Consider the following 16,665-nt stretch of genomic DNA (forward strand, 5'->3'; position numbering starts at 1 on the left):
CTAACCAACTGAGCCATCGGGCCATATGAAATTGTTAAAAAAGTGGACCTTCAGGGACTCGAACCCGGGACCGATCGGTTATGAGCCGATTGCTCTAACCAGCTGAGCTAAAGGTCCAAATTAAATACGTCCCACTAAGGACAAAAGCCGATGATCGGACTCGAACCGAGAACCTGCTGATTACAAATCCGCTGCTCTGCCAATTGAGCCACAGCGGCATATTGCTGTGTATATACAATTGGCGTACACCAAGTCACTCCGACGGGAATCGAACCGGTGTTACCGCCGTGACAGGGCGATGTCTTAACCGCTTGACCACGGAGCCAAAACTATTTTGGTGAACTGTTTTATAACAGTGACCGAAAATTATAATAGCATAACTATATGATTTTGACAAGTGTTTTTTTGAAAAAAATAAAATTTTTTGGCTAAATTTTTAGCTTAAGGAGAAAATGAGGAATATCTGTGTCGGAAAGCTGAAAATTTATAAGATAAAAAAAGAGCCGATACAAAACTGTATCGGCAGAGTAGAGAGAAGATATATATAAAAGGTATAGGTCAAAGACATATGCCTGATTTTTTAGGCGGACATCCTGATAATCTTACAGAGTTTATATCATATAGGATTACCGGCGTCCCTTAACTTTATGCATTTAGTATAATGGGAAATTATGGAAAGAATGTGACGGGCAGATAAAGAAATCCTGAAATATCTTAAAAACTTCTGAAGAAGAGATAAATTTCAGCAAAACAGTTGACATATATAGATTATCGATATAATATGAAGGTACAAAGTATATAGATAATCGATATAAGGAGGGAGAAAGAAATGGCAGTTGATAAAAGTCTGATATCAGGGAGTACGACTCTTTTGATCTTAAGCCTTCTGGAAGAGAAGGATATGTATGGATATGAGATGATCGATACGTTGAAAGGAAAGTCAAACAATGTATTTGAACTAAAAGCGGGAACCTTATATCCGCTACTGCATTCTATGGAAGAAAAGGGATGGCTTACCGTATATGAGCAGGAGACCGGCGGAAAGATGAGGAAGTATTACCGGATTACCAGAGATGGGAAAAAGCAGTATCAGGCAAAAAAGAAAGAGTGGAAAGAGTATTCGGAGGCTATTTTACAGGTGATCGGAGGTGTGTGTTTTGGAACGGCGTGATTATCTGGAATTGATGACCGGTCAGATCCGCTGCAAGAAAATGTGTCCGGTTATTGTAAGGGAAGTAGAAGATCATATTGAAGATCAAAAGCAGGCTTTTATGGCAGAAGGGATGAAGGAAGAAGAAGCTGAGAAGGCAGCTGTGGAGGAGATGGGTGACCCGGTGGAAGTCGGAGTGGAGATGGATCAGATCCACAGACCGAAGATGCCATGGAAAGCAATTTTTGTAATCGCTCTGATGCAGATTTTAAGTGGAATGTTTGCAGCTTTCTTTTTGAAACAGAATGAAAGTTATGGATATATCGCAGGAATTCGGCAGATATTCCGGCTTGCGATGGCATTTTCGGTTATGATCCTGGTGTGTTATATGGATTACAGCTGGATCGGGAAGCACGCAAGGCTTTTGGCAGGCAGTTATCTGTTGTTTATGGTTCTGATGAGACATTTTTTTGCCCTTCAGATTAACGGTGCAGTAAGATGGATTGGAGTCGGCGGCTTCATTGTAAGTCTTTCGCTGATGAGCTGGCTGTTTCTTCCATTGTATGGTGCAGTGTTGTATAGGTACCGGGGAGAAGGATATGGTGCTGTTCTTAAAGCCATAGTCTGGATGCTGCTTATCGCAGGGATCCTGATCACCTGTCCGGATCTTGTGATGGCAGGGACGGTTGGACTTTCCTGTGTCTTTATGCTGATGCTGGCACTGGAAAAGGGATGGTATCAGGTTGCGGTTACAAAGGTGATGACCGGAATAGGTATCAGTGTTGTTGGAGTTCCGGTTGGCATACTGGCATATTTTTTCTTCTTTGGTGCGGAATATCAGAAAAGCCGTATCCTGGCGATGTTTGCAGTGAATAAGTCACAAATGATGGAGGGAACAACGCTTGGGGCAGTACGGGAACTGCTGTCGAAATGTATGGCAGTTGGACGCGCCACCGGAGTAGAGGACTTTTGGACTGGGGACCGTATCAGTTCCGCGGATTATATGATGCTTGGAATTGCGGGGTATTGTGGAATTCTTGTGATGGTTCTTTGTATTGCAATAATTGCCGGTTTGCTGTGCTGGTTTTTAAGAAGCGCGCTGAAGCAGAAGAACCAGCTTGGTATGATGATGGGATTTGGCTGTGTGATGGTTCTGGCAATTCAGTTTCTGTTATCACTGCTGGCGAACAGTGGGGTATCCGGGTTCGGTCAGGGAGCCTGGTGTCTGTTCTTCGGATATGGACGAAGTGGCCAGATGGTTTCAGCAGTATTGATGGGAATTTTGCTGAGTATTTACCGGCATCAGAATGTAACTCCTGAGCTTGTAGTTGAAAAAAGAGCGGTGGTGAGCTAAGATAGAAGAAAAAAGAGGAGGAACAAGATGCTGGTTTGTGATTATATTGTAGAGAGAATCGATGGAGATTATGCGATGCTGAAGCGGACCAATCTGCCAGAGGAAGAGGCAAAGATGGTAGCAAGAGCACTTCTTCCGGAAGAGATCCGGGAAGGAAGCCGCCTTCATTATGAATTACTTCAGTATACAATTGTTGAATAAAGGTATGGAAAATGTGTGTGCCCTGGGACTGGAAAGTGCCGGAGCACACTTTTTTCAAAGTGTAATTTTCTGTTTAGAAATTTTTCAGAAAATATTAAGGGAAATGGATGTGCATATTTAATAAAAAGAGAGTAAACTCTACTTCCGAGGTGAAGAATATGGATAAGATTTCGGTAGTAGTACCATGTTATAACGAAGAAGAGGCATTGCCTGTTTATTATAAAGAAATGTGCCGTGTAATGGACGAGATGAAGGATGTTGTATTTGAACTGATTTTTGTAGATGATGGTTCATCAGATGCGACGCTTGGTATCATGAAAGACCTGAATGAAAAGGACAGCAGGTGCAGATATCTTTCATTTTCCAGAAACTTTGGAAAGGAAGCTGCGATTTATGCAGGACTGAAAGCATCGGAAGGCGATTATGTTGCACTTATGGATGTAGATCTTCAGGATCCACCGACGCTATTACCTGAGATGTATGAGATCCTGCAGGAGGATGGATACGACAATGTAGCGACAAAAAGGGTTACAAGAACCGGAGAGCCACGTATCCGTTCTTTCCTGTCAGAAAGCTTTTACAAATTTGTCAATGCTATTTCAAAGACAGAGATTGTAGATGGAGCGAGAGATTACCGGCTGATGAAGCGGAAGATGGTGCAGGCAGTTCTGGAAATGAGCGAGTATAATCGTTTTTCAAAGGGAATCTTCGGCTGGGTTGGATTCCGTACAAAATGGCTGCAGTACGATAATATTGAGCGCTCTGCCGGAAAAACCAAGTGGTCCATGTGGAAGCTGTTTAAATATTCGGTGGAGGGAATTACCGGATTTTCAGTGGCACCGCTCTCACTGGCGTCGGTAGTGGGTGTACTGTTCTGCGTGCTTTCCTTTATTATGATCGCAGTGATCGTAGTAAGGACGCTGGTCTGGGGAGATCCGGTATCTGGCTGGCCGTCACTTGCCTGTATTATTTTCATGGTCAGCGGAGTACAGCTTCTCTGTACCGGAATTGTAGGGGAGTATCTGTCAAAGACTTATCTTGAGACGAAGAAACGTCCGATTTTTATTTTAAAGGATTCCAGCGATGATAAGGAGCAGAAGCATGAAAGAACGTAGAAAAGGTCTGCTATGGGAAATGGCACTGATCCTGCTTACGGTTGCCGCCTGTCTGTACTCTACAGGCGCAGGAAATATTTTCGGGGCAAAGGTGGACTGGAGCAGTCAGCACAGTGTGTTCCCGGAATATTTCCGACAGCAGTTTTATCGTACAGGGCAGTTTTTTCCTGAGTTTGCATTAAATATTGGCGGTGGTCAGAATATTTACAATTTTTCTTATTATGGATTGTTTAGTCCGGTCGTTTTGATCGGTTATCTTCTGCCGAATGTGAAGATGTCGGATTATATGATGGTGGCAAGTATTGTCTGTCTGGCAGCAGCGGTTATAATTTTGTACCGGTGGCTGAAAAGCCGAGAATTTACAGCTGCGGTAAGCGGGATGACAGCGCTGATGTTTCTTTTTGCAGGACCTATGATCTATCAGTCGTCGCATCAGATTATGTTTGTAAATTATATGCCATTTCTTTGTCTGACATTTTGCGGAATCGACCGATATTTTGAACAGAAAAAATCTGGTCTGCTGATCGGCGGAACCTTTCTGATGATCATGACAAGTTTTTATTTCAGCATCGGTGGAATACTGGCGCTTGGTCTATATGGAATTTACCGGTATGCAAGGACAAAAGAGCGGGCAGAAGAGATGATTACGGTAAAAGGATTTCTAGGTGACGGACTGCGGTTTGCAGGAAGGATTCTGACGGCAATCATGCTTGCAGGAGTTCTTCTTGTGCCGACTGCGATGGCTCTTCTCGGGAGAAGCGGAAGCAAGGGAGAAAAAACAGATATCTGGCAGCTTCTGACACCGCAGATTAATTTGGAAAAATTTCTGTATGGGGCATATGGACCGGGACTTAGCTGTCTGATGCTGATTATTTTGCTGACCGGACTTTTTTATAAAAAGGCTTATGAGAAGATCCTGTCGCTTGGTTGTCTGGTGGTGCTGACAGTTCCGTTTTTTTCGTATCTGCTCAATGGTGCACTTTATATCAGACCGAAGTCGCTGATCCCGTTTTTGCCGCTTCTGTGCTATCTTACGGCAAAATATCTGGAGAAGCTGAAAAATCAGAAAATAGCGAGAATCTGGATGCTTCTTCCATGTCTGGCAATTATCATATATATTTATCTGAAGAAGGATGATGTGAAAAGCGAAGTCCTTTGGAAACTACTTTTGCTGGATGCGGTCATAACACTGTTGATCTGCGTGGCACAAGCGTATAGTGCATGGATTCGGAAGTATCTGACAGTAGCCGTTCTGGGACCGGTGATCCTGAGCCTTATTGTTACCGGAAGCTATTCCTGGGAAAAGAGTGGAAATCTGGAGAGCAGGAAAGCATATGAGGAAGATACCAGCCGGTCCATCGGGAAAGCTGTGGACAAGGCAATTACATCAGATAGTGGATTCTACCGGGTCGAGCAGGTTGGAAATGAGGATGAAAATGCGGAAAATCTGAATCGTGTGTGGAACAGTGAGCAATATATTACATCCCTGTATTCGTCTTCCTATAATGCTGATTACCAGAATTTCCGTAAAAATGATTTTCAGGTAGAGCAGCCGTACCGAAATTTTCTGATGCAGTCGGTTTCGCAGAATCCGGTATTCAGACAGCTGATGGGAGTGAAATATCTGATCTCCAGTCAGAATATACCGGGATATGAGAAAAAGTGGATGACCGGGGGAGGGGATGTGTACTGTAATGAAAATGCAGCACCGATTGCCTATGAGACGGATCAGACGATGTCGGAAGCGGAATATGACAGACTGGATTTCCCATATAATCAGCTGGTATTTACCAGATATGCTGTGACAAAGGACGGAACTGTATCGGCAGGACAGGTGAAAGAAAAACTGGCAGAAGACATAGAGAAATGTGATTTTCGGATTCCGGAAAAGAATAACGGGATTTCACTGGTTGTCCCGACTGAAAACGGATATCAGGTGAAAATGAAAAAGCAACAGGAGTTCGAAGTGGCTGTCCCGGAACAGGAAGAGAAAGATGGAGTTCTGTTTGTACAGTTTCGAATCGAAAATAAAAAACCGAAAGAGGATATCGAAATATCCCTGGAAGGAGAGCGCAATAAACTTTCGTCAATCCAGCATGTGTATTATAACAGAAATACCGTATTTACCTATGCAGTAGGACTGGAAAAGGGGCAGAAAACGGTCCGTTTATCTCTTGGAAAAGGAGAGTATACGATTAAAGATATGAGTGCATATAACGGCGTATTAAATGAAGATACCGGCCTTTATCAGAGTGTATTCAGGGTGGATAAAGAGCAGACGAAAGGGAATCTGATCCAGGGGAGAATCAAAAGTCAGAAGGATGGAATGTTCATTACGTCCATTCCGTTTGATAAAGGGTTTGAAATGACGATAGATGGCGTAAAGGTGAAATGTGAAAAAGTGAATAAAGCGTTTCTGGGATTTCATCTGGAAGCAGGAAAACATAAAATCAGAATTTTGTATCATGCGCCTGGAGTGACAGCCGGAAAGATACTGACAGGTCTTGGCGTTCTGATTGTGATCGCAGGGGCAGTAAGAAAGAAAAAATGCGCGGAGTGAATCTTTAAGATTCTGAAATAAAAAAGGATACAGTCTTATGCCAACGCCACATAAGGATGTTTTGGTTTAATGCTTATACGGTGCAACTCAGAAATGGGTTGCACCGTTTTTATGATTATGCGATAAAACGAAACTGCTGAGGATTTTTTTGCATTTCTTCCATCATTGCAAGAATTTCTTGTTCAGTCGGAATATCAATCATTCCAACAGCAGTGAAATACACATCAACTTTTACATAACAGTGACCGCTTGATTTATCGTTATTATGAACTTCAATTCGTTCAATAAGTGTATTTACAAGCGTGGGTGTAAGTTCCTTAATTTCTGTAATTTCACGGAGAGTATGTAGCAATAACCTGAGGTCGGTAACTTTCTGTCCTACATCATCTAATACCGCTTTCCATTCTTCTATTTCTGTCTGTAACCGTTTTTGCTCACACTCATAATTTTGAAGCAATTTGGAAAAGCGTTCATCCGAAAGGATTCCGGCAGCGTTTTGCTCAAATACTTTCTCAATTAACTTGTCAATTTCCGATATTCTCTTTCCACCACGCTCAACTGATAATCTGAGTTTTTTATTCTCCGTTTGTCGTACAAGATTTGTTTTCTTGGCAAGCATATACAGAAATGCGGACTCGTAGCACTTTACAAAATCTGCCAAGCTCCTTATAGATTCAAGTACAATCTGTTCTAACGATATATCTCTGATATAGTGAATTTGGCATTCACCTCTGCCGCTTTTGTAATTTGAGCATCGCCAAAATTCTTGATTTCGTTTAAGACTTTTCGCTGCACAAAAGTGTAATTTAGCTCCGCAATCAGGACAATATACCAAACCTGAAAACAAGCTTTGTCTTCCTGTTGCTGTAGGTCGGCGGCGATGTTTTCTCAATTCCTGTACCCTAAGCCACTGTTCTTCAGATATAATCGGCTCTTGCATATTGGGAATAATTTGATATTCTTCAGTAGGATTATGAATTACCTTATGAACCTTATAGCTGACAGTCGTGCTTTTGAAGTTTACCGCACAACCGGTGTATTGCCTGTTTTCAAGAATATTTACAACAGTTTTCTGATCCCATTTGCAAGAATCGCAAGGCACTTTCTGTGTGTGTTTTTTTCCGATACTTTCATAATATGCCGATGGAATAAGTATATTTTCCTTTTCTAACTGCTTTGCAATTTGTAGCGGTCCTCGACCTGCAAGACATAAAGAATAGATTTTGCGTACAATATTGGCAGCGGGTTCATCAATTATCCATTGTTCTTTGTTATCTGGGCTTTTCATATATCCGAACGGAACTGTTGCAGAAACACGCTTACCATGCTCCGCTTTGGATTGCCATACAGCACGGATTTTCTTAGAGGTTTGTGCAGCATACCATTCATTAAAAATATTGTAAAACGGAAGCATTTCCATACCGTCGCCGGTTGTGCTGTTTACATTTTCCTGAATGGAAATAAATGTGATACCTAAGGAAGGATATACAATTTGTGTAAGTCTTCCGGCTTCAACCTGTTCTCTGCCGAAGCGGGAAAGGTCTTTTACAATAATCCTACAAATCTTACCTTCCTCAGCCATTCTTTGCATACGCTGAAAATCACTTCTTTCAAAACTTGTACCGGAAATCCCATCATCTACAAAGAACATTGTATTTTTGAAGCCGTGCTTTTTACAATAATCAAGCAAGATTTGTTTCTGATTACTTATACTGTTTGATTCATCATCGGATACCCTTTTATCTTTTTCATCCTCGACAGATAATCTGCAATAAAGGGCAGTGATGAGCTCATCGTTTGTTTCTGTTGTCATAATTTTACGCTCCTTTCCGACAACAGGGCATAACAAAGATATATTTATTTTATTACGCCCTGTGTCTTTTGGATAGTGTGTGAATATCAAATTGGCTTTTCAGGCAATATCAGTTTCTGAAATTGCTGAAGCACATTTTCTCTGCCATTGGGATTAAAATGTGTGCTAACTTCGTAAGTTGTGTTGCCTATTTTCATAAAGAACGGTTCATCATTCGTTTCAAAATATGGTGCATATATTGAATTGTTTTTATCTGTCATCGCTCGTTCCTCCTGTTTCTTTCTCTTTGTTTCTGCCATTTTTCAAGCAGTGAAATAATTGTCTTTTGCATATCGGATTTGGTGTAGTTTTTCGGAAAATATTTGCGTATATCATCTTCCATAAATCGGACTTGTTCTTTTTGATTGGGCTTTTCTTCGCACAAAACGGCAAACGCAACATCGGTTGAATATCTGCCTTGTTCACTGAATTTTCTTAATCGCTGTGCCTGTGATAATGACGGCGTAGCGTCGGTAAATTCTATTTGGTCAAGCAATGTTCTTTGCTCATACTCCGACAGATATGAAATTTCAACCGCAGGAGTAAAAGATATTTTTTCTTCGTCAACCAGTTTAAGTAGTTCGGGTATTAAGCATGTCAGGCGGATATATCGTTGTATTTGCCTTGCACTATCATTGACGGTTTCTGCAATTTTTTCATCTGTCCTTAACTTTGTGCCAAGTTGGCACGAAGTCTTGCCTTGGTGTTTCAAAGCTTCTAATTTCATTTTGTATGCAAAGGCTTTTTCGCTTGGCAAGATATGCTCACGGTGTATATTTGAGTCCACCATTTGTACAATTGCCTCGTCTTTTGTAAGTTCTTTTATTGTCATGGGTATCCTCGTTATCCCCAACGCTTTGCAGGCTTCAACTCGTCTGTGTCCGCTGATAATTTCGTACTTACCTGCCGGAAAAGGACGGACAATTATTGGTTCAAGCAATCCGTTTTCTTTTATGCTTTCTGTTAATTCTTGTTGCTCAATTCCGCTTCTTTCCTTAAACGGATGATTTTCAAACGGAACAAGCAAGTCTATATCTATTATCTGTATCATTTAGTTATCTCCTATATGTTTTTCTTTTCGGCAGGTAATGTCTTATTCTATAAGTCTTAATACTTTCCGGTATTCGGAAATCAAGAAAACCGAAAATCAGAATTGTTTTAAATAGATCATGTTCGGCTTGCCTTGACCTTGTCTTTTGCGTAATATTAAGTCTGCTGTTTCGAGTTCTGAAAACAATCTGCATATTTTTTCGTGACCGAAATGCAGTTTTTCCTGAACGGATTTTATTGTGAAATATTGATACGCTCTGCCTTGCTTATCTATCCAACCGTTTTTGACGGACAGATACATTCGGTCAAGCAAAAGACCGTACAGCATTTTTGCATCTGTTGAAACCGATTTGTACTTTTCTTCAAATAACGCTTTAGGCACTTTGTAGAAAGCAAAGTTTTTGGCGTCCGATATTTTGAAATATTTGTTCACTGTATCACCTCCGTTTCTGTATTGATTTGGTGCAGAAATCAGTAATTTTTTCGCTTGTATGAGCTTTGAAATTCTTGGTAAGTGTTATTTATCATTTTTTGTAATTACGCTCCTTTTTGCCTTGAATTTGCGGCAGTAAACAATAATGACACGATAACTTTGTTTGCAATCGTTATGACATTTTCTGCCAAACTTGTTGTATGTTCATCTGCCTGTTTTGGGATTTACGAAAAAATCCCATTCCTGTTTTTGCTTTTTTGACAATCTTGGCATTGTAAAAACTCCTTTCACTCATTTGGACAAAGGGTGTCAAAATGCACACCCAAATCGGATAATTAAAAAGAAAAATACTTTTCAGCGCATAAACCATCAGGGGGTTCCTTGAACTCTTATAAAATTTATTCCTTCACTTATTAGAAATTTCTTTGCGTTTTGCCCCCTTGTTTTGTAAAAATAAAGACCCATCTGTAAAAAAGTACAGATGGGCAGAAATCCATATTATTTTCTGCTATAATAATGCTATATCATTGACATAGAATTATTAGGAGATAAAACATGAGTTATTCAGACGAAATAAAGAAAATTCGTAAAAAATATTTTCTGTCTCAAGAAGCTTTTGGGAGAGAAATTGGAGTTTCCTTTTCATCAATAAACCGTTGGGAAGGTGGCAAAAGCAAACCGAATATGGCTGCTATGAAAAAGCTTAAAGATTTTTGTGATATTCATGGTATTGACTTTACCGCTTTGGAAGAACAATGGAACATTTTGGGAAAGGACAACTAAAATTATGGCAAAGAAAAAGACAGAGGATACAATCAATCTCGATTCAATTCTTTTTAAATGTAGAGATATCTTACGTGCAGCACGTAATTCGGGTTCATTTTTTGAAAAACGTGATATGATGCTGACACTGGTATTTTTAAGATTTATCGGAGAAAAATATGAGGATGGTATTGAAAAATTACGCCAAATCTTAATTGAACAAGGGCTTGACCCGGATGATGAAAATATTCGTGCAGCATTCTTTGACGATGCCACCTTTGCGGACGGCACATATAATCTTCCACCTGAAGCAAGATGGTCTACCATTATCAATACTCCTGCACCAAAGCTTAATGTTGCATTAGACAATGCACTTCATAGTATTGCTGCCAGTTCTAAGCAATTAAAAGGGTGCTTTGTGGAAGGTACATTTACTACACGCAATCTTGCACCGAATGATATCAAAAAACTGATTGATGAAGTCAATAAAATCAGCCATAAGAAGTTCGGAGAAGAAAAAGACCTGATCGGTCGCGTATACGAATACTTTCTGAAAGAATTCGCGGTCAATGCCACCAAGGAGGAGGGCGAGTTCTATACACCGCACGATGTTGTACAGCTAATTGCAACTATGATTGAACCGTATGATGGCACGCTGTATGACCCTTGCTGTGGTTCTGGTGGTATGTTTATTCAAAGTGCTGCACTCGTAAAATCTAAACAAGGCGATATTAACCGTATCAATGTATATGGGCAGGAAAAAGAACCTGCAACATATCGTCTTGCAAAAATGAACCTTGCCTTGCGCGGCATCAGCCATAACCTTGGCGAAACCAGTGATTCCAGCTTTCTGAATGACCTGCACAAGGGGTTGTACTTCGATTACATTATGGCAAATCCGCCATTTAACCTCAAAAGCTGGTATGACAGTACCTTGGAGCATGACCCTCGCTGGGCGGATTACCAGACGCCGCCGGAGAGCAACGGCAACTATGCGTGGATTCTACATATCCTCTCGCACCTGAAAAAGCAGTCCGGCGTGGCTGGTTTCCTGCTTGCCAACGGCGCACTGAACGACAGTGACACATTGGAAATCCGCAAAAAACTGATACAGAATGATAAGGTGGAAGCGATTATCGTTTTGCCGAGAGAATTGTTTATTACAACCGATATCAGCGTTACTCTTTGGATTTTAAATCAGAATAAAAAGGGTGGCAAATACCACGGCAGAAATTTGCGTAACCGTGAGCATGAAATTCTCTTTATGGATTTGCGTACATGGACAGAAAATCCGGTAAAGGGCGAAAGCAAGAAGAAGGTAATGCTTGATACTGCGCAGATTGAAAGAGCTGCCGACATTTATCACACATGGCAGAGCGAGGGAACAGACGGCAAAAACTACGAAGTGCCTGAGCTGTACCGCAGTGTGGGCATTGCGGAGATCGAGCAGAATAACTGGGCGCTGACCCCGAGCAAATACATTGAATTTATCGACCACGACCTGGAAATTGACTACGAAAAGGAAATGTCCCGTATCCAGTCGGAAATGCAGGAGGTCATGAAGCAGGAAAAGAAATCCCAGCAGATGCTGGAAGATGCATTCAGGGGGATTGGCTATGGAATTGAGTAAATACAGGCTGGGAGAACTGATTGAACAGTGTGATGAGAGAAATACAAAAAATGATTATCTTGCTGATGATGTAAGAGGAATATCTACTGAAAAATCATTTATAGCAACTAAAGCGAATCTTAATGGTGTCAGCTTGACTTCATATAAAGTAGTCAAGCATGGTGAATTTGCTTATGTTGCAGACACATCAAGAAGAGGAGATAAAATTGCACTTGCTTTCAACAGTACGAAAAATGAAATTTTAATTTCGTCAATTTACACTGTATTTAGGGTAACCAGAGTGGATTTGCTGGATGCTGACTATCTCTTTATGTACTTTAATCGCCCCGAATTCGACAGATATTCACGTTTTAATTCATGGGGTTCAGCAAGAGAAACCTTCGATTGGAGCGAAATGTGCGACATAGAAATCGACCTCCCACCCCTCGACATTCAGCAGAAGTATGTGGATGTCTATAATGCAATGCTTGCCAACCAGCAAAGCTATGAGCGTGGGCTGGAGGATTTGAAACTGACTTGTGATGCGTATATCGAAGAACTGCGAAGAAACACACCTTCTGTTGCAATCGGAAAGTACCTCATGCCGTCAGATGAAAGGAATACACTTAATCTTTCAGCCGATTCAGTGCGTGGCTTATCGGTATCCAAGGACATGATTGAAACAAAAGCAAATATGAATGGTGTAAGTGTATCGAATTATAAAACTGTACCACCGCGCTATATTGCGTATGTTTCGGATACCTCGCGCAGAGGCGATAAAATGTCGCTTGGATTTAATCGAACAGAGGAAACCTTTCTTGTATCTTCTATTTCAACGGTTTTTAAGACGGATACACGATACCTATTGCCTGAATTTTTGATGCTCTATATTTGTCGTGATGAATTTGACCGCTACGCTCGTTTCCATTCCTGGGGCAGTGCCAGAGAAACCTTTGATTGGGACGAAATGTGTGATGTGCGGATTCCGATTCCCTCGATTGAGATTCAGCAGGATATTGTAAATATTTACGAAGCCTATCTGACCCGCAAGGAAATTAACGAGAAACTGAAAACCCAGATCAAAGACCTGTGTCCGATACTGATCAAAGGCTCTATCGAAGAAACACAGGGTTGAAAGGAGGCGTAGGCACATGGCAAAGCTGAAAAACTATAACGGTCGCTACTGCGAGTCGGAATATGAAAGTGCTTTCATCGCTTTTTTGCAGTCGGTTGGTTGGACGTATCTGCCGGGAAATAAGATTAAACGCTGTTACAGAGACGTGCTTATTGCAGATGATTTCAGAGCATTTATTACAAAAGCAAATACAGACTTGTTGGAAGAAGAAATTGAGCAAATTTATGATACTGTTCGCCTTGTCGGTGCAGAGAGTGATTTTGCCACTTTGCATAAGGTCTATAAATGGATGGTTGACGGTATTCAATTCACACCGCAAAGTGGTTTACCAATACAGGTTACTCTTATTGATTTTGAAACACCAGAAAACAATATATTTCATGTAGTAAATCAGCTAACAGTAGACTATATAAATAACGGACAACGTGAAAACCGCCGACCGGATGTGCTTTTGTATGTAAATGGCATGCCACTATGCATTATCGAATTAAAGAATCCTGCCGATTCTCATTCTACAATTTATGACGCATGGGAGCAGATCACCATTCGCTACTGGCGTGATATTCCGCATTTGCTACATTATTGCCCTTTAGCGTGTATCTCTGATGGAGTTAAAACAAGATTAGGAACGGTACGCACACCTTATGAACATTTCTATGCTTGGAGGCGTGTAAACGATGCTGATAAGATTTCTACCATGCCTTTTGCAGAAACCGAAACTATGATTAAGGGTGTGTATGCACCTGAGCGTTTCTTGGAAATATTCCGTGATTACATTTATTTTCAAGATGAAATTTTCGATTGTGATGAACGTGAAATTGTTTGCCGTTATCCGCAGTTCTTTGCTGTAAGACTGCTTAAACAGAGTATTATAAAATCCGTTATGGAGCAAACAGGAAAAGGTGGTACATATTTTGGTGCAACCGGATGCGGAAAAACATATACTATGGCGTTTCTTGCCAGACAGCTTGCCTTGCGTTGCAGTGATATTCCTGAAATTGGCTCTCCGACTATCGTTATGATTGTTGACCGTGATGAACTTCAGGAACAGGGAATTAAGCTATTTGCCAAGAGCAAAGAATTTTTAAACCTCGGTGAAGTTTCCATAGTTAAAAGCAGAAATAACCTCAGACAAGAACTTGGCAGCAGAGAAAGCGGCGGTTTTTATATTTGCACCATCCAGAAATTTTGCGACCGTAAGGAAGATAAAATTGGTCTCATTAACGACCGACATAATATTATTTGTTTTTCTGACGAAGCACATAGAACGCAGTTAGAGCATTCAAGAAAAATTCAGTTTAGTAAAGATGCTGATGAAAACATGAAAGCTATGGTTTCTAAGCCATATGCAAAGGTGTTAAAAGAAGCATTTCCACATGCCACATTTGTTGGATTTACCGGTACTCCTATTGCAGAAACTTATCAAACTTTTGGTGATGAGATTGACCGTTATACGATGGACCAAGCTGTTGCAGATGGATTAACTGTATCTATCAAATATCATCCGAGAATTGCGAAAGTCCTTTTAGATACCAAAAAAGTAAAAGAAATTGAGGCTTATTATAAAACTTGTGCTGATGATGGTGCTACCGAGGAAGATATTGAAGCAAGTAAAAAAGCTATGAGTTCCATGGAAATTATTCTTGGAGAGCCTTCCCGTTTGGAACGTCTTGCTGTAGATATTCATGACCATTATGTATCTGCTTGCGATAAAGAACCTGACAGAATACAAAAAGCGATGATTGTTTGTTCTAACAGAAAAATTGCTTATGAGTTACTCAGAAAATTTAGAGATAAATATCCAGAATGGTTTGAAGAAAAGAAAATTCCCGATGGCATAGAAGCTACAAAGGAAGAACTTGATGAATTAAAACCTATGCCGTTTATGGCTATGGTTGCCAGTGTTGGCAGCAATGATGAGAAAGAAATGTATAATTACCTTGGCGGTGTAAAAAATGATAGACGTTCAAAGGAATTAGATGCTGCCTTTAAGCAGGAAAAATCCAACTTCCGTATAGTTATTGTTGTTGATATGTGGATTACTGGTTTTGATGTGCCAAGTCTTACGTATCTATATAATGATAAGCCTCTAAAAAAACATCTGCTTATTCAAACAATTAGTCGTGTTAATAGGGTTTATCCGGGAAAGAAATTTGGTATGGTCATTGACTATATCGGAATCCGTGATAATATGCGTGAAGCTATGAAAATTTATGGCGGAGATACATCTGTTGCACCCACCGAGGATGATGTAGAACAGGCTACCCAAGTTTTTAGAGAAGAACTTGAAATTTTAAAGACTATGTTTACCGGATACGATTTGAAACCATTTTTAAATCCGAACGGAGATCCTGTAGAACGTTATTGCTTGCTTGCCAAAGCTGCGGAGTACGTGTTTTCTTCTACAGAGGAATTAAATTCTGAAGGTAAAAACGGTACACAAAAGGTATCATTTAAAACCTATTTTTTAAAGACTGTTAGAAGAATGCGTCTTGGCTACGATATTGCTCAACCATCTGGCGATTTATCTGACAGTGAATCCGCTTTGGCACAATGCTTTATGGCAATTGCTGGTTTTGTTCGCAAAATGAGTGGTACAACTGAGCTTGATACAGACAGTATGAATCGTGCTGTTTCTAAAATGGTCGACGAGGCATTACGTTACAATCAAGTGGAGAGTGTCCTTGATGCTGGGGAGGAAGAGGATATCTTTAGCCCGGAGTATTTTGAAAAGCTTTCTGATGTAAAAATGCCTGCCACCAAGCTAGAGCTACTTATAAAAATGATTCGCAAGCAGATTAAAGAATACAGTAAGATTAACAAGATTGTTGCAAAGACTTATCAGGAAATGCTTGAAGAAACGATTGCTATATATCATGAAAGACGAAAACATATTAGTGCAGAAGAAGCTGGAGCTACACAAGAACAGGCATCTGAAGATATTATTAAAAATGCCACGGAACAAGCATTACAGATACTCCGTCAAATGAACGAAAGCCGTGAAAGTTTCCGTAAAATTGGTTTAACCTTTGAGGAAAAAGCATTTTACGATATTTTAGTATCCTTACGAGACCAGTATAATTTTGAATATGGCGAGGATAAAGAAATTGGTGGTATGATTGTAAATGATAAATGTAAAATTCTTGCTAAAAAAGTGAAAGAGATAATTGATACAAAATCTTCTTTTTCTGATTGGCTTAACAACCAAAATGTACGCAATCAGCTCAAACTTGATATTAAAATTTGTCTCGTAAAGAACGGCTATCCACCTCAATATAGTCCAGAGGTTTTTACGAAAGTTATGGAACAAGTAGAGAATTTTGAAGAAAATTCCGATATGCCTATGGCTACTACTTATACATTTCCACAATCTCGTACTGTATCTATGGTAGCGGAAGATATCATTCCATATGGAAATAAATCGGAGAATTGATGAGGAACTGA

Annotated in this window: 13 protein-coding genes and 3 tRNA genes; 9 read left to right on the forward strand and 7 right to left on the reverse strand. The window is 40.3% G+C overall.

What is annotated here, in order from left to right; translation table 11 throughout:
- Positions 1-43: 43 nt before the first annotated feature.
- The 3 genes from PGR14_RS06450 to PGR14_RS06460 form a co-directional block, all read right to left on the reverse strand.
- A tRNA-Ile gene (locus tag PGR14_RS06450) sits at positions 44-117 on the reverse strand.
- Positions 118-145: 28 nt separating this feature from the next.
- Positions 146-218, reverse strand: a tRNA-Thr gene (locus PGR14_RS06455).
- A 35-nt stretch (positions 219-253) separates the two neighbouring features.
- Positions 254-325 (reverse strand) — tRNA-Asp (locus PGR14_RS06460).
- A gap of 504 nt (positions 326-829) precedes the next feature.
- On the opposite strand from PGR14_RS06460, the gene PGR14_RS06465 reads away from it, so the two are divergent.
- From PGR14_RS06465 to PGR14_RS06485, 5 genes are all read left to right on the forward strand, one after another.
- Positions 830-1,171, forward strand: coding sequence for a PadR family transcriptional regulator (locus tag PGR14_RS06465; protein WP_055156014.1), 342 nt, complete (start codon positions 830-832; stop codon positions 1,169-1,171).
- Positions 1,158-2,504 (forward strand): permease prefix domain 1-containing protein, encoded by a 1,347-nt coding sequence (locus tag PGR14_RS06470; protein ID WP_270223164.1) that lies wholly within the window; start codon positions 1,158-1,160, stop codon positions 2,502-2,504. The genes PGR14_RS06465 and PGR14_RS06470 overlap by 14 nt, the downstream gene beginning before the upstream one ends.
- A 27-nt stretch (positions 2,505-2,531) precedes the next feature.
- Complete coding sequence (locus PGR14_RS06475) at positions 2,532-2,705, forward strand: hypothetical protein (protein ID WP_055247602.1); 174 nt, start codon at positions 2,532-2,534, stop codon at positions 2,703-2,705.
- A gap of 158 nt (positions 2,706-2,863) precedes the next feature.
- A complete protein-coding gene (locus PGR14_RS06480; RefSeq protein ID WP_055247604.1) occupies positions 2,864-3,820 on the forward strand; it encodes a glycosyltransferase family 2 protein in 957 nt (318 codons plus the stop codon).
- Entirely contained in the window at positions 3,807-6,380 is a 2,574-nt protein-coding gene (locus PGR14_RS06485) for a YfhO family protein (RefSeq protein ID WP_172679842.1), read from the forward strand. Before PGR14_RS06480 ends, PGR14_RS06485 begins: the two co-directional genes overlap by 14 nt.
- 115 nt (positions 6,381-6,495) lie before the next feature.
- Here the strand turns inward: PGR14_RS06485 and PGR14_RS06490 are convergent, their stop codons facing one another.
- The 4 genes from PGR14_RS06490 to PGR14_RS06505 all read right to left on the reverse strand — a co-directional run bounded on the left by PGR14_RS06490 (position 6,496) and on the right by PGR14_RS06505 (position 9,715).
- Positions 6,496-8,193, reverse strand: a complete 1,698-nt coding sequence (locus PGR14_RS06490; protein ID WP_055261615.1) for a recombinase family protein — start codon at positions 8,191-8,193, stop codon at positions 6,496-6,498.
- 86 nt (positions 8,194-8,279) lie between these two features.
- Positions 8,280-8,453 (reverse strand): transposon-encoded TnpW family protein, encoded by a 174-nt coding sequence (locus tag PGR14_RS06495; RefSeq protein ID WP_172680494.1) that lies wholly within the window; start codon positions 8,451-8,453, stop codon positions 8,280-8,282.
- Complete coding sequence (locus tag PGR14_RS06500) at positions 8,450-9,283, reverse strand: ParB/RepB/Spo0J family partition protein (RefSeq protein WP_055261613.1); 834 nt, start codon at positions 9,281-9,283, stop codon at positions 8,450-8,452. Before PGR14_RS06500 ends, PGR14_RS06495 begins: the two co-directional genes overlap by 4 nt.
- 96 nt (positions 9,284-9,379) lie before the next feature.
- Positions 9,380-9,715, reverse strand: a complete 336-nt coding sequence (locus PGR14_RS06505) for a replication initiator protein A (RefSeq protein ID WP_055261611.1) — start codon at positions 9,713-9,715, stop codon at positions 9,380-9,382.
- 555 nt (positions 9,716-10,270) lie between these two features.
- On the opposite strand from PGR14_RS06505, the gene PGR14_RS06510 reads away from it, so the two are divergent.
- The 4 genes from PGR14_RS06510 to PGR14_RS06525 are packed head-to-tail and all read left to right on the forward strand — an operon-like array spanning position 10,271 to position 16,654.
- On the forward strand, positions 10,271-10,498 hold the full coding sequence (locus tag PGR14_RS06510; protein ID WP_055261607.1) for a helix-turn-helix domain-containing protein: 228 nt from the start codon (positions 10,271-10,273) through the stop codon (positions 10,496-10,498).
- Between the two features lie 4 nt (positions 10,499-10,502).
- Positions 10,503-12,107 carry an N-6 DNA methylase gene (locus tag PGR14_RS06515; protein ID WP_055261605.1) on the forward strand — a complete coding sequence of 535 codons (1,605 nt, stop codon included), beginning with the start codon at positions 10,503-10,505 and terminating at the stop codon, positions 12,105-12,107.
- Complete coding sequence (locus PGR14_RS06520) at positions 12,094-13,221, forward strand: restriction endonuclease subunit S (protein WP_055261603.1); 1,128 nt, start codon at positions 12,094-12,096, stop codon at positions 13,219-13,221. The genes PGR14_RS06515 and PGR14_RS06520 overlap by 14 nt, the downstream gene beginning before the upstream one ends.
- A gap of 16 nt (positions 13,222-13,237) precedes the next feature.
- Complete coding sequence (locus PGR14_RS06525; protein WP_055297158.1) at positions 13,238-16,654, forward strand: type I restriction endonuclease subunit R; 3,417 nt, start codon at positions 13,238-13,240, stop codon at positions 16,652-16,654.
- The last annotated feature ends 11 nt before the right edge of the window (positions 16,655-16,665 follow it).

The organism is Coprococcus sp. AF99-45 (genome assembly GCF_027663865.1).
GTDB lineage: Bacteria > Bacillota > Clostridia > Lachnospirales > Lachnospiraceae > Allocoprococcus > Allocoprococcus comes.